9 protein-coding genes and 1 pseudogene are annotated in these 14,691 nt (G+C 72.4%); 9 read left to right on the top strand and 1 reads right to left on the bottom strand.

Features of this window, described 5'->3' with window-relative positions:
- The 8 genes and pseudogenes from ACFWP7_RS19555 to fxsT all read left to right on the top strand — a co-directional run.
- Positions 1-228: pseudogene (locus tag ACFWP7_RS19555) on the top strand (hypothetical protein); the annotation flags it as partial.
- Positions 225-2,336, top strand: a complete 2,112-nt coding sequence (locus tag ACFWP7_RS19550; protein WP_384382780.1) for a trypsin-like peptidase domain-containing protein — start codon at positions 225-227, stop codon at positions 2,334-2,336. The pseudogene ACFWP7_RS19555 and the gene ACFWP7_RS19550, both read left to right, overlap by 4 nt.
- 215 nt (positions 2,337-2,551) lie before the next feature.
- Entirely contained in the window at positions 2,552-3,592 is a 1,041-nt protein-coding gene (locus tag ACFWP7_RS19545) for an AAA family ATPase (protein WP_384382779.1), read from the top strand.
- A gap of 7 nt (positions 3,593-3,599) precedes the next feature.
- A complete protein-coding gene (locus tag ACFWP7_RS19540) occupies positions 3,600-7,121 on the top strand; it encodes an SAV_2336 N-terminal domain-related protein (protein ID WP_384382778.1) in 3,522 nt (1,173 codons plus the stop codon).
- 83 nt (positions 7,122-7,204) lie between these two features.
- The gene (fxsA, locus tag ACFWP7_RS19535; protein WP_384382777.1) at positions 7,205-7,381 is read left to right on the top strand and encodes an FxSxx-COOH cyclophane-containing RiPP peptide; all 177 of its coding nucleotides are present in this window, start codon (positions 7,205-7,207) and stop codon (positions 7,379-7,381) included.
- A 321-nt stretch (positions 7,382-7,702) separates the two neighbouring features.
- Entirely contained in the window at positions 7,703-8,899 is a 1,197-nt protein-coding gene (locus ACFWP7_RS19530; protein ID WP_384382794.1) for an FxsB family cyclophane-forming radical SAM/SPASM peptide maturase, read from the top strand.
- Between the two features lie 596 nt (positions 8,900-9,495).
- Positions 9,496-10,605, top strand: coding sequence for an aKG-HExxH-type peptide beta-hydroxylase (locus ACFWP7_RS19525; protein WP_384382776.1), 1,110 nt, complete (start codon positions 9,496-9,498; stop codon positions 10,603-10,605).
- Positions 10,606-10,754: 149 nt separating this feature from the next.
- On the top strand, positions 10,755-13,766 hold the full coding sequence (gene fxsT, locus ACFWP7_RS19520) for an FxSxx-COOH system tetratricopeptide repeat protein (protein WP_384382775.1): 3,012 nt from the start codon (positions 10,755-10,757) through the stop codon (positions 13,764-13,766).
- Between the two features lie 111 nt (positions 13,767-13,877).
- On the opposite strand, the gene ACFWP7_RS19515 is transcribed toward fxsT, so the two are convergent.
- Entirely contained in the window at positions 13,878-14,171 is a 294-nt protein-coding gene (locus tag ACFWP7_RS19515; protein ID WP_384382774.1) for a hypothetical protein, read from the bottom strand.
- 103 nt (positions 14,172-14,274) lie between these two features.
- Here ACFWP7_RS19515 and ACFWP7_RS19510 point away from each other — a divergent pair, with 103 nt between their 5' ends.
- Positions 14,275-14,667: a tetratricopeptide repeat protein gene (locus ACFWP7_RS19510; protein WP_384382773.1), complete on the top strand. Its 393-nt coding sequence runs from the start codon at positions 14,275-14,277 to the stop codon at positions 14,665-14,667.
- Positions 14,668-14,691: the final 24 nt, after the last annotated feature.

The raw sequence follows: 14,691 nt of genomic DNA, 5'->3' as shown, positions 1-14,691 counted from the left end.
GTCGGCCCGGCGCAGGTGGTTGGGACCGGCGGACTGACCGGGTCTGCCTCGGTGGGCGTGATCGCCGGACCGGCCGATCTCACCTCGGTCGGCGGCACCCCCGGACCGGCCGTCCTCACCCCCGTCGGCGGCACCGGCGTCCCGTCGGCCCCTGTTTCAGGGGGCGCGTCACCCGGCGCCCCGGCGCACGGTGGCGGCGCGGACGGTTCTGCCGGGGGCGGAGCATGACGGACGGGCACGCCCCGGGCGCGTCAGGAGGGCTCGGGAACGCTCACCGTGCGCTGCGTGATCTCGTCATGGCGGCGACGGTCCGCATCCATCGGGCGGGGGCAGGGTATGAACTGGACGAACCAGGCACGTTCCTCGGGAGCGGGTTCTTCATAGCTCCCAACTGGGTTCTCACCTGCGCGCATGTGGCGCTGAGCGGAGAGGGGGGCGAGGTGACCGTGGTGTACGAGACCGGACCGGGACGCGGTACCTCCGCCGTCGCCGGTGAGACGGCGGCCGCTCTCCCGGAGCACGTCCAGCGTGCGGTGCGCGGCAGTTGGCCGGCGCCCGACCTCGCGCTCGTGCGGCTGCGTGAGCCCGTCGACCATGACTGCGTCTATGTCACCGAGCGCCCGGCCGCCTACTACGGAGAGGCGATCGTCTTCTACTCCGGATGGTCCGAGGTGGGCGGGGAGCTGCGCCGGCTGAACGGAACCTGCACCGTGCAGGGCACCCTCGGCGGCTGGTCCCCGGACGAGCAGATACGGCTGGGCGGCGATGTGCTGCCGCCCGGTGTCTCGGGCGGGCCGGTGGTAGACCCCGTGAGCGGTGCGGTCGTCGGCGTACTGAAGTCGCAGGCGGACCGGGGGCTGGGCGGCACGTCCACGGGCGTGGAGCAGTTGCGTTCCCTGCCCGTGCCGCCGGATAAGGCGCGGGCCGAGCACGACGATCCCTACCAGGCCGTCTTCCACGCCCATGACCGATACCACCGGGACCGGCAGCGCCATCCCGACAACGACCGCGGCACCTGGGCCGACGTACAGAACCAGCTCGGCGCACGGGCGGGCCGCGCCCTCGACCCGGACGAGCGGACCCAGTTGCTCGGCCGGCTCGCCGACCTGCCGCCGCCGGTCAGCACCCCGGCCCTGCTGGACATCCTCGAATCCCTCCTCGGCGGCCGGGCCGCGATCCCGCACCCGGCCCCGCGCGCGTGGCGCGACGGACTCGGCGCGCTGTACGAGAGCCCCCGCCAGGACGGCGCGCTGGAACTCGTCCTGGACTACGCGATGCGGGTCCTGTCCGCCGAGCGTCCCTTCGTCACGCCTGGCACCCACAGCGCGGAGCGCGCACTGTGGGCCTGGGTGCGGCAGACCTCGGAAGGCCGGGCGGGACCCGACTACCGCCGCCGGCTCGGTCGGCAGCGGATCGAGGGGCTCCAGGCACCGCGGCGCGAGGCGTCTCCACCGGACGAAGAGTCGGCGCACGCCACCGACCTCGCGCCGCACACCTTCGCCCTCCTCGAACTGGTGCAGCGGGGCTGGGAACCGGACCGCTGCGACTGGCGGGTCTCCGTCGCCCGGCCGACCGGCGAAGTGGTGCGCGTCCGCGACGGTGAGCGCGCCCTGCTGTCCGGCCTGCCCGGCCCCCTCGGTGCGCCGCTCGCCGAGGCCTTCAGGCAGTGCGACGAACCAGGACGGCCCGCCGTCCTCCAGGTCGCGCTGCCCCACCCGCTGCTCGGACTGGACGTCGACACCTGGCAGTTCGGCCCCGGCGAGCCCTCGCTCGGTGCGCACCGGCCGGTGATCGTGCGCTGCGCCGACCGGGAGCAGTTGCCCGACGTGGACGATCCCGTCGTACCCGGCGGCGAGCAGCTCCCCGCCCGGGAGGAGTACGACGGACGTGACGCCCGCTGGCACACCATCCACGCGCACGGCGCGAAGGCCGAAGTCCTGGACTGCGAGGACGGATTACGGGTACCCGTGCCACTCGCGCGGTCGCTGCGCGACCTGCCGCCCAGAACGGTGCCGGTGCTCTGCCGCTACGGCGACCGACGCTTCAAGGACGACCATGTGGCGCTCGTACGGATCGTGCACGGCGGCTTCGGCGTCGCGCTGTGGCGGCGCTGGAGCGGCCAGACCGACGCCGTGTGCGGCGAGTTCCACCGTGGCGCGGACGACACCGTCGCGCGCGCGGGCAGTGCGGAGCGGCTTCCCGGACTCGTCCACGAACTGCGGGCGGGGCTGCGTGCGGGAAAACTGGAAACCTATTGGGCCGATGGAATCGCCCTGTTCTACGACGATCCGCGCCGGCCCCTGCCCGGTACCGGGGACCTGTTGGAGGCGCCATGAGCGGAGCAGCCGGCAGCGGGTCGCACCGAGCAGGCACCCCCGGGCCGAACAGGACGACGCCGACGGTCCGTACCAGCTGGCTGAGCTGGGCCCGTACGCGCCCAACCGGCCTTCCATGACTCGGCACTTGGCTCTATCGAGGCCTCCCGAGGGTCGATACCGTGATGCACGTTCGACGGCTGCCGTGGTGGACGAGTGACGACGAGGACTGGGCAATGACCGAATCCAGCGAGTGGCTCATCTACCGGGGTGCCGGTGAACCTCACGAGGGCATGGACCGCCTCCCGGCCCCGCCTCCGTGGCGCGACTTCGCGAGCCGCGACGACGCGGCGGCCGAGCGCCTGACGAATGGTGACGCTTCCCAGGACCGCAGGCTGGGCGCGCACCGGCACCTGGCCGAACTGCACCGTCCGGGAGCTGAGGAATTAGAGATGATCAACGCGGCGCTCTATCTGCGCCGGCCTCTCCTCGTCACCGGCAGTCCGGGCGCGGGCAAGAGCACACTCGCGCATTCCGTGGCGTACGAACTGGGTCTGGGCAATGTGCTGCGCTGGCCGATCGTCAGCCGGTCCACCCTCCAGGACGGCCTCTACCACTACGACGCGATCGCCCGGCTCCAGGACGTGCAGATCGCCGCGCCCCAGGGCGCCGACCCCACGGCTCCCGGGGCCCCCGGCTCCGTCGAGGGCATCGGCAGTTACATCCGCCTCGGCCCCCTCGGCACCGCACTGCTGCCGTCCGACACCCCGCGCGTGCTGCTCATCGACGAGCTGGACAAGAGCGACATCGACCTGCCCAATGATCTTCTGAACGTGCTGGAGGAGGGCGAGTTCGCGATCCCCGAGCTTGAGCGGGTCGCCGATCGGCTGCCCGGCGGCGAGGCGCAGGTGCTCACCGCCGACGGCAGCAAGGCGACGGTGCGGGACGGCCGGGTGCGCTGCCGTGCCTTCCCGTTCGTGGTGCTCACCAGCAATGGCGAGCGTGACTTCCCGGCTCCGCTGATGCGCCGCTGTATCCACCTGGAGCTCGGCCGGCCGGACCACCAGCGGCTCGCCACCTTCGTACGCGCCCACCTCGGCGACGAGGCCGCGCGCGCCGGAGATGACCTCATCACCCACTTCCTGGAACGCTCGCGCAGCGAACTCGTCGCCGCGGACCAGCTGTTGAACGCCATCTACCTCACCGACGCGGCCGCCCCGCCCAGCCGCGACCGTCTCGCGGACCTGCTCATCCAGCGGCTCGACCGCCCGAGGTGACGCGCTGATGCCAGACGCAGCGGCGCGCCACGGGCCCGTACCGCCGACACCACCGACACTGCCGGTCCCGCCGGTCCCGCCGACACCACCGACACCACCGACACCACCGACACCGCCGACACCGCCGACACCGCCGGTCCCGCCGACACCGCCGGTCCCACCGACACCTTTGCCACCGAGCGGTGACGAAGGTGTGCCCTCCGGCGGCGACCCGATCGCCGAACTCGTCGTCCGCTTGCGGCAGATCGGGCTCGACCCGGACGCCGAGCAGCTGTGCGACACCCTCTGGCTGGCCCGCTGGGCCCGTCCGGCGGATGCCGACGACCGGGAGGAGGGGACCGCCGCGCCGTCCGGTGCCCTGCCCACCGGTCGCGCCACGGGCGGCGGCCGGGCGGACCTCCGCGACACCGCCGCAGTCCCGCCCGGCGACCTGCCGGAGCCGGATCCAGGGCCGGAACCGGAGCAGAGCGGGGGAGCGGACCGTCGCGTCGCGCTGTACGCCGTGCCGCGGGAGGGCGTGTCGCCGACCCGCGGGTACGGCCGGGCCACGGCGCTGCCGGTCGGGGTGCCCGCCGCGCCCGCGTTCCCTTCCCCACTCGAACTCCAGCGTGCGTTACGGCCGTTGCAGGGCTACCGAACCGCCGCCCCGCCCCTGCGCAGGACCCTCGACGAGACGGCGACCGCGGAACTGAGCGCACGGGCCGGCGGTCTCGTCCTGCCGGTGTTTCGCGGGGTGACCCGGGCCGACGCCGCGCTTCAGCTGGTGATGGACGCCTCGTCGTCCATGCGGGTCTGGGACCGGATGTTCGCCGAACTGGAGCAGGTCTTCAGCCGGTTGGGCGCCTTCTGGGACATCCAGGTGAGCCATCTGCACTCCGGCCCCGGGGGCGCGCCCGCCGTCAGCCGCAGTCCGGAGGCGCACGCGGCTCCGCTGCACTCCGCGGACCGGCTGAGTGATCCCACGGGCCGCCGGATCACCCTCCTGGTCAGCGACTGCGCGGGCCCGCTGTGGCACAGCGGCCACGCCCACCGGCTGCTCCACCACCTGTCCAGGCAGGGCCCCGCCGCTGTACTCCAGCCGTTGCCGCAGCGCATGTGGAACCGCACCCGACTGCCCGTCTTCTACGGTGAGTTGACGCGTGGCGAGGCGCTCGCCGGCGCGGCCACCCTGAAGGTCCGGCTGCCGGCGGGTGCCCCGCCCGAGGCGCGTGCCGGTGCGCTTCCGGTGCCCGTACTGCCGCCGGAACCCGCCGCGCTCGGTGCCTGGGCGCGGTTGTTGTCCGGGGCCGGGGCCGGCCCGGTGGCCGGAGCGGTCGGCTGGGTGCGCGCTGACCACGCGCCCGCCCGGGCGGCCAGGCCAGGACGCACGCTGTCCGCGCTCGAACTGGTCAGCCGTTTCCGCTCGACCGCCTCCCAGACGGCGGGCCGACTGGCCGGCTTTCTGGCGGCGGCGCCGCTCAGCCTGCCCGTGATGCAACTCGTCCAGCGGACCATGCTGCCCGACTCGGGGCCCTCCGAACTGGCCGAGGTACTGCTCAGCGGCCTGGTCTCGCGTGCCAAGGAGGAGGAGTACGGAGCGGACGGCGCCCAGTGGTACGAGTTCGCGCCCGGCGTGCAGGAGGCCCTGCTGTCTCCGCTGGGCCGGGACGAGGCCATGCTCGTCCTCAAGCACTGTTCCGAGTACATCGAGAACCGCTTCGGCAAGGGCGGTCCGAACTTCCCCGCCCTGGCGCTCGCGCAGCTCGGCGACGGCGGTTCCGGCCGGCCGTACGCGCCCGGTGGCGGATACCCCGGCGAGAACGGCGACAACGGCGGCACCACCCTCGTACCGCAGCCCTTCGCCGAGGTCGCCGCGCGGGTATTGGAGCGCTTCATGCCGCTGCCTGAACACTTCGCGCTCTACAGCGGCCGGGGGCGGACGGGCGTTGTCGACGACCGGCCCACCCATGCGGCGGTGATTCGTGCCCGCTCCCTGGTCACGCAGTTCGACACGGACCGCATGGTGCAGGACCTCATCGACGCCGTACAGCTGTTGCGCGGCGCCACCGAACACGAACGGCCCGCGGGGGCCGACCCGGAGCTGTGGGCCGAGTACGCCACCTGCGTGCTGCGGCTGTGGGAGGTGCAGGGCGGTCCGGAGTTGCTCAGGGAGGCGGAGACGGCGGCCGAGCAGGCTGTCGCGCACCCCCGGGCACTGCGCGAACGGGCGTCACTGGCAAGGGTGTTGCACGCCGCAGCCATCGACCGCAGGCGTCGCGGCGACAAGCGCGGAGCGCTCGACCTCCTGCAACGCGCCGACCGTGAGTACGCGGTGGCCTGCGCGGCGCCCGAACTGCTGACGGAGGAAGCGCTGGGGCTCACCCTGGAGCGGGTCCGCGCGCTGGAGGAGCAGTGGCGGCTCGGCCACGACAGCGCACTGCTGCAGGGTGCGGTCGGCATGCTGGAGGCGTTCGCGGACGCCTTTCCCGACCCGCGCCAACGCCCGCCCGTACTCCTGCTGGCCCACGGCCGCGTCCTGCTGCGCCTGTCGAGCGCCACCGCCGACGACGAGCAGGCCCGGCTGTACGCGGAACAGGGCGCGCGCTCCCTGCGCGACGCCCTCGAACCCGGCCCCGACCGCGTCCTCCCCGTCGAGGGCGAACCCTCGCGCGCCCGTGTCCGCGCCCTCCTCGATCTCATCGACGCGCTCCTCAGATCCGGCGGTGCCCTGGACGACGCGCAGGCGCGCGTCGACGAGGCACTCGGGTTGTCCCGTGAACAGGGCGTGCGTGCCCTGCTGTTGGTGCGCGCCGGGCGGATCAGGGCGGCGCGGTACGCCGAGTCGGGCGACCCGGCCGAACTGCGGGCGGCCGCGGAACGGTTCGGGGAGGCCGCCCGTGGCGTGCCCCGGGACGCGCCGGCGCACGCGGACGTCCTCGCCGAGTGGGGCGACGTACTACTGCGCCACGCGGCCCTGGACCACGGGCCCGGAGCACGGGAGTCGCTGTTCCGGGCCATCCGGGTGCTGCGGGACTGCCGTACGGAAACACCGTCGGGCAGTGGGGAGTTGGCGTACCGCCTGCTGCTGCTCGGCAGGGCGCTGATGTTGCGTCACCGCGACCGGGGTGACCGCGTCGATCTGCGCGAGGCCGAGCATCTCTTCGGACTCGCGGCCGTGGAGGCGGGCGAACCGCTGATGGCCGCGCGCTGCTGGCTGGAGCTCGGGCAGGCCCATTTCGAGGCGTACCGGAGCCTGGGCCGGGCCGCACGTCTCGACGAGGCCGTCGACGCCTTCCGCAGTGCGGCGGAGTCGGCGCGCGCCGCCGAGGAGGAGGCCGAGACCGACCGTCGGCGGCAGGAGGCCGTGGAGTCCGGTGCGCAGGCGCACCACTGGCGGGGTATGTCCTACGAGGCGGCGGCGCGTCCACGCGCCGCGCGCGAGGCGTACCGGTCGGCCCGGACGGAGTGGTCCAGGCTGCCCGACGGCGCGGTGGCCACGAGTGAGCCGACCGCCCAGCAGACGGCACAGCGGCTCGCTGAGCTGGAATGAAGAGTGACGAGTGACGCGTAACCAGTGACGAGAACCAGTGACGAGTAACCAGTAACGGATTGGCAGAAGAGGGGGACGAAGACATGGGCATGCAGGGTGACTCGCCGGGTTCGGGGGAGGACCTACCGGATCTGCTGGAGCTGGATCTCGCGTCGCTGCGGACCGTGCACCATCCGGTGCTGGCCGAGGTGCTGGCCGAACTCAGGGAACGGGCCGGACAGCCGAGCGAGATGCTCTGGGGCTTCAACAACGCCTTCTGAAACATCGCCGGATGCTTGTAGGTGCGGTGTTCCTGGGGTACCGAAGCGGGCAATTCGCCTTCGCAGGGCGGCAGTTCCGGTCTGGCCGGTGGCCGAACAGGACAAGTTCAGGCGCGCGGAGTTTGCGTCCGGCCTCCACGAGGGAATGCGGCCCTGTGCGGGCCGGGGGGCCGTGGCGCGGACCGTACCGTGAAGCACGGGCCGTACATCATGGGGGTGGCCGGAGTGTCTGAAGAGGTGACTCCCGGGGCCTCGGGTTCGACGGCCGCCACTTCGGCGGGTTCCGTGGCGACGCGGGTGCCGACGGCCTCGGCCGATTCCGTGACCTCTGCCCGGGTATCGGAACTGCCGTTCCCTTTCCGGCAGTTCATCATCAAGGTGCACGGACGCTGCAACCTCGCCTGTACCTACTGCTACCTCTACGAGGGTCCCGACCACACCTGGCGAACCCGCCCCGCCGCCGCCCCGCCCGGTGTCCTGTCCCGCACCGCCTCCCGGATCGGCGAGCACGCGCGTGCCCACGGGCTGACGGCGCTGTCGCTCGTCCTGCACGGCGGCGAGCCACTGCTCGCGGGTGCGGACACACTCGGCCGCTTCACCGATCTCGTCCGCGACGAGGTGCCCGCCTCCTGTACGGTCCACGCCACCGTCCAGACCAACGCCACCCTCCTCACCGAGGAGCGGCTCACGGTCCTCGCCCGGCACGGCATCCGGGTCGGCATCAGCTTGGACGGCGGCCTGCCCGCGCACAACACGCGACGCCCCGACCATGCCGGACGCCCCTCCTGGCCCGCCGCCGCGCGCGGCACGCGCCTGATCGCCGACCGCCATCCGGGGACGTACGCCGGAATCCTGACGGTCGTGGACCCCCGTACCGACCCGGTCGAGCTGTACGAATCACTGCTCGGCCTGCGGCCACCGGCCCTCGACCTGCTACTGCCGCACGGGAACTGGTCGGTCCCGCCGCCGAGTTGGGATTCCTCGGGCGCCGTGTACGGGGACTGGCTGTGCGCCGTCTTCGACCGCTGGTGGGACGCCGGGCACAGGGAGACCCGCGTGCGGCTCTTCGAGGAGTGCGTCGCCCTGCTGCTCGGCATGCCGGCCGCCACCGAGTCGCTGGGCCTCGCCCCCTTCGACGCCGTCGTCGTGGAGACCGACGGGTCGATCGAGCAGGTCGACTCGCTCAAGTCCGCGTACGAGGGTGCCGCGCGGACCGGTCTCGACGTTTTCCGGCACACCTTCGACGCCGCACTGCGCCACCCGGGCGTGGCGGCCCGGCAGACCGGTGCCGCCTCGCTGGCCGCGGGCTGCCGTGTCTGCCCGCTGCTCTCCGTCTGCGGCGGCGGCAACTACGCGCATCGCTACCGCGCCGGACATGGTTTCGCCAACCCCTCGGTCTACTGCGCGGACCTGCAACGCTTCATCCGTCATGTGGCGGGACGGCTCACCGGGGCCCTGTCCGTCCCCACCCCCGCACCGGCCCCCGTCCCCGCCGCTTCCGAAGGAGGCGCCCCGTGATCCTGCCGGTGGTCCCGGAGCGGGCCCTGCTGGAACTGGGCCGCACCGAAGGCGGCCCCGAGACTCTGCGGCTCCTCGTACGCGATCAGCACACGCGCCGCCTGCTGCTGCTCCGCGCGGTACTCGACGCGGTGGAGGCGGCGGACGCGGGTGTGTGCTCGGCGGACGCGCGAGGGCGACTGCGCGAGGACTGGGCGTTGCTGGAGGAGGCGGAGCGGAGGTCGCACGAAAGTGCCGGGTCGGCAACCGCCTTCAGCGGCAAGGGAATTGGCTCGCACGCAGAGAGTCACGCAGGGAGTCACGCAGGGAGTCACGCAGGGAGTCACGCAGGGCACCACGCAGGGAGTCACGCAGGGCACCACGCAGGGCCTCAGGCACGGCCTCAAACAGGGCCACCCACACGATCGGCACGATCAGCGGGCCCGGACGGACCGTCGGACGAACCGCCGGATGGACCTCTGGCAGGACCTCTGGCAGGACCGCCGGATGGACCTCCGGAAGGACCCCTGAACCCCGCCCTCTCCCCCTTCCGCGCCCGCCTCCTGCACCCCTTCGTCGGCCCCTGGGCACGCCACTGCCTGCGCGGGCTCAGCGTGGTGGCCGGGCCGCGCACCGAGTGGGACGCGCGTGAACTGAGCCGGGACCTCGGCTACTTCGGGGCGCTGGCCGCCGTGTCAGCCGCCCGGGCCGGGGTCTCCTTCGCGGTGCGGCTGACCTCGCGCGACGGGGTACTGACCCTGCCGTCGCTCGGAGCGCTGCGGACGAACGCACCCGGGGACACACCGGTCGAGGTCGTGCACCACCGGCACCGGCTGACCTTCCGTCAAGCCGGCGAGGCGGACGTCGTCGTGCAACTCCAGAGCGGCATCGGCGCATGGTCCTGCGCCGCCGCGTGGTCCCCCGCGTACGCGCTGCCGAGCCTGCTCCCCGAAACCGCGCCCATACCGCTGGACGATCTCGACCCGTACCGCACCGTGCGCGACGGCCCCCGTCACCACGCGCTGAGCGGCCCGGTCACCCTGGACGACGCCGAACGCAAGCGCTGGCTGCACACCTGGTCGGGTACCGCGGCCGCGCTCGGGCTCGGTGGCGAGCACCGTCTTGCGGAGGCGGTGGCCCTGCTGCGGTGTCTGGTCCCGCTGTCCGCACCGCCCGGATCGGAACCCGGCGACCGCCCGGGCGGCAGTTGCAGCGGCACCCGGCGTGAGGCCTTCGGCGCCGTCCTCAGCACCACCCCGCCCACGCCCACGACCTTCGCGGCCACCCTGGTGCACGAACTCCAGCACACCAAGCTCTCGGCCCTCTGCGACATGCTGACGCTGCATCAAGCCGGGCCGCGGGAGCGTTATTTCGCGCCCTGGCGGCCGGATCCACGTCCCTTCGACGGACTGCTCCAGGGCGCCTACTCCCACCTCGCACTGGCGGACTTCTTCCAGCGCCTCGCCCTCGGCACCCGGCACCCGGCCCACCGGGACGCCGCGTGGGCCCAGCACGCCCGCTACCACGAGCAGGTCGGGGCCGTGCTGCCCGCGCTCGTGGGATCGGGTGATCTCACCGTGCAGGGACGCCAGTTCGTCGATCAGATGGTCGCCGTGTACGTGCGACTCGCCGACCGCCCCGCCCCCCGCGGCCAGGCCGCCAGGGCTGCCGCGTACGTCAAGGCGGCGCGCGCCCTGTGGATGCAGCGCCATGCTTCCACCGATTAGCTCCGCATCCCGTAAGGCGGGCGATCTTTACGCCAAGATCGACCCTTGGAAAGGGACCGCGGTGCGAGTGAAAGTCCGTCAGTGCCTATCGCCGGGCCGCGCCCACGTTCTACAATCACGCGCGGGTTGCCGCGCGGGGAGGCCACTGCATGTCTGGAGCTCGTACGCCGGTCCGGCCAACCGAAAGGGGGGCCGCGAAGCAGACTGTCACCATCAGCTTCGCCGGTTTCAACCGGGCCTGGGCGGCCTGGATCGGGGACCGTCTGGAGCGGCGTGGCCATCGCGTCGTGTACCAGCGCTGGGACTCCCCGGCCGAAGTGCCCCTCGTGGATCTGTTGCGCGACCTCAAACTCGCCAAGGGCCGGATCCTGATCATCGTCAGTGAGTGGTATTTCCAGCTCGGCCCGCGCACCCACGACGAGTGGAACACGGCGTTGCGCGAGGTCGTCGCGCCCGAACCGGCGCGGTTCGCGGCCGTCTCGGTCACCACGAGCCAGCTGCCGTCCGCCGCCACTGTCCTCGGTGCGGTCGAGCTGAACAACATGGGCGCCGAAGAAGCCGAGCGCCGTGTCCTGGACCGCCTCGACCTGCCCGCCGAACCCCTCCCGGAGTCGGCGGAGGGTACCCGCCAGGGCCCGCGCTTCCCGGCGGCCATGCCCGAGGTGTGGGGCGGCGTACCGCGCCGCAACACCCGCTTCACCGGCCGTGAGCCGCTGCTGAACGACGCCTACCACCTCCTCCAGAACGCCGAGCCGGGCGCGGGCGTGGTCACCCTGCACGGCATGTCGGGCGTGGGCAAGACCCAGCTCGCCGCCGAGTACGTGTACCGCTTCGGCTCCGAGTACGACGTGGTGTGGTGGGTCAACGCGGAGAAGCGGGTCACCTACCGCCGCCGACTCGCCGAACTGGCACCGCAGTTGGGGCTCTCCACCGGCGCCGAGTACGGCGAACGGCTGCGTGCCGTGCGGGACTCGCTGCGCCGGGGAGACCCGTACGGGCGGTGGCTGCTGATCCTGGACGGCGCGGACGAACCCGACCAGATCTGGGACCTGCTGCCGACCGGGCCCGGCCACGTCCTCATCACCTCCCGGAACCCGGAGTGGACCGAGCACAACAGCAAGCTGCTGGAGGTGCCGGTCTACGAGCGGTACGAGTCGGTGGCGTTCATCCGCCGCCGCGCCCCCCGCCTCACCGAGCCCGAGGCCGACCTGCTGGCCGACGCCCTGGAGGACCTGCCGCTCCTCCTCGACCAGACGGCCGGCTGGCTCAACGACTCCGACCTGTCGGTCCGGGAGTACATCGCTCTGCTGGACGGCGGCATCGACCAGGACGTCGTGAAGGTCTCCGCCGACTTCCCCCTCGCCTTCCAGACCGCCTGGTCGATACTGCTGAACAAGCTCAAGGACACCGTCCCGGAGTCCGTCGACCTGCTCCGCCTGTGCACCTTCTTCACGCCCGGGTTCATCCCCGTACGCCTCCTGAAGGAAATGCCCCACGACGACCTGCCCGAACAGATCGCCGGCCTCCTGAACGACCCGCTCCTGTGGAACAGAGCGGTCAACCAACTGCGCCAGTACTCGGTGGTCCGCCTGGAGTCCCACGAGGTGACCCTGGACGAGGCCGTGTCCTCCGGCGAGTCCCTCTACCTCCACCGGATGGTTCACCAGATCGTGCACAAGGACATGCCGGACCAGGACCGCAAGGAGTACACCGACGTCGTACGGCGCGCCCTGGCGGCCGCGGATCCCCGGCGGCCGACGGACCCCGACCTGTGGAGCGGATACGCCGAGATCGTCCCGCACCTGAAATACGCGGATGTACTGGAGAGCACCGATCCGGCCGTTCAGCGGCTGGTCTTCAACTGCCTGCGCTACATGTACTTCTCCGGTGAGTACGCGGCGGGCATCAAGCTCGGGGAACGGGCCATGGAGGCCTGGCGCGACCTCCTCGGCGAGACGCATCCCCGGGTGTGGGAGCTCACGTACCACTACACCAATTTGCTGCGAGCGGTGGGCGACTACGGTCGTACCGAGGCCATCACCAGAGCCGCCGTGGACCATCTGCGGGAGGAGCGAGGGGCGCAGGACCTGGAGCACCTGCGCGCGGTCGGCGGGCTGGCCGCCGACCTGAGGGGGCTCGCACGCTACGACGAGGCCCTGGAGGTCGGCGACTGGATCCTCGCGGCCTACCGGGAGCTTCTCGGCGAGCAGGACTCCCGCACCCTCAACGCGCAGAACAACCTCGGTGTCTCCCTGCGGCTGCTCGGCCGCTACGAAGAGGCCCTGGACATCGACCGGCGGACGCTGGAAGCACGTCGGCTGCTGCTCCGGGCGCGGCATCCGTGGACGCTCCACTCCGAGCTCTCCTACGCGACCGACCTGCGCCTGCTGGGCCGTTACACCGAGGCCGAGTCGAGCCAGGCGAAGAACGTGCGTGAGCACCGGCTCGTGATGGGCCCCGACAACCCGCAGACACTGCTCGCCGAGCACAATCTCGCGCTGTGCCACTACCGCAGCGGCGGGCGGGCAGAGGCAGGAGAGCTCTTCGCCCGGGTGCTGGAGCGCGGTGAGCGGGTACTGGGCGAGACGCACCCGTGGGCGCTGATCTTCGCTGCCGGCCAGAGCTGTTTCGCCCGGGAGAACGGTGACATCGACCAGGCGCGGGAACTCAGTGAGTCCGTCGTCGCCCGGTACGAGGTGATGCTCACCGACGGACACCCCTACATCGCCGGAGCCCGCGCCAACCAGGCGCTGATTCTGCGCAACGTGGGCGAGCGGGACCACGCCCACGCGCTGCTCGAACAGGCGCTCGCCGAAATGACCGAGGCCGTCGGCGAGAACCATCCCTGGACCCTCGGCTGTGCCGTCAACGCCGCCGCACTGCGCAACCTCGTCGGCGACACCGAGTCGGCGGCGACGCTCACCAGGGACACGGCCACCCGGGCCATCGAGGCCTTGGGCCGCACCCACCCGCTGACCCTGTCGACCCGCATCGCCCACGCCGCGGACCTGCGCGGACTGCGAGAACGCCGGCAGGCCGAGAAGGTCGAGCAGGAGGCACTCACCGACCTGGAGCAGACCTTGGGTCCCCAGCACGTCCACACCATCTCGGCCCGCTCCCGCAACCGCCCCTTCTGGGACTTCGAGCCCAGCTTCACCTGATCCGTCAGTGGGTCGTTCCCCGGTGCGCATAACCCGCCGCGCAGCGGGGAACGACCCAGCTCTCGACTTCGACGGGGGTCGGTCCGTTCGCGCCCTCCGGGACGGGCCCCACTAAAGCCACCACGCGTTCCCCAGCGCGTCGTCGAGGTCGCCCGCGACGCCTACACCGACGGTCTCGACCTGGCACGCCGGTGTGCGGCACAGGCCGTACGGAGATTCGGGGGACTCGGCGACGAGCTGCGCCCCGATGAGATCGAGCTGAAGCTCTCCATCAAGGTCGAGGCAGCTGTTCGCTCGGTTCAGGCACGCGCGGAGCGGGTCGTCGGCGAGGAGGAACCGCTGAGTCCGATGTTCGCCGCCGCCCCAGCTGTTTCGCGCGGGCGCAGGGAGACATCGAGCAGGCACGGCAGATGGGCCGGTCCGTGACTGCCCACTACGAGCGGACGCTCGGCCGGCGCATCCGTTCGTCGCCGGATCCCACGCCGACCAGGCCCTGATCCTGCGTGCCGTGGGCGTGCAGGACCGGTCTCGTGCCCTGGCCGAGCAGGCCTTCGACGACATGACGCGGGCGCTGGGCCGCCGCCACCCCTGGACGCTCGGCTGCGCCCTTAACGCCGCCGCGGCCGCCCTGGCCGGCGACCATGAAAGGGCGTTCGCGATCAGCACGGACATCGCCCACGGGTCGGCCGACGTCCTCGGTCCCCGGCACCAGCCGGCCCTGTCCGCCCGTATCGCCCTCGCTGCCGACCTGCGGGCCACCGGCGACCCGGAAGGCGCCCGGCGCAGGCAGCAGGACGTCCTCGGCCGACTGGCGGCGACTCCCGGCACCGGCCACCCCGGCACCCTCGCCGCCCGCAACCGTGAGCGCCGCCACTGGGACTTGGAACCCCTGACCACGTGATCCGCACACGCCGAAGGCCCGGCC

It is taken from the genome of Streptomyces sp. NPDC058470 (assembly GCF_042721055.1).
Taxonomy (GTDB): domain Bacteria; phylum Actinomycetota; class Actinomycetes; order Streptomycetales; family Streptomycetaceae; genus Streptomyces.
The sequence above is the reverse complement of the archived record's forward strand: the minus strand, read 5'-3'. Positions and strand labels throughout refer to the sequence as shown.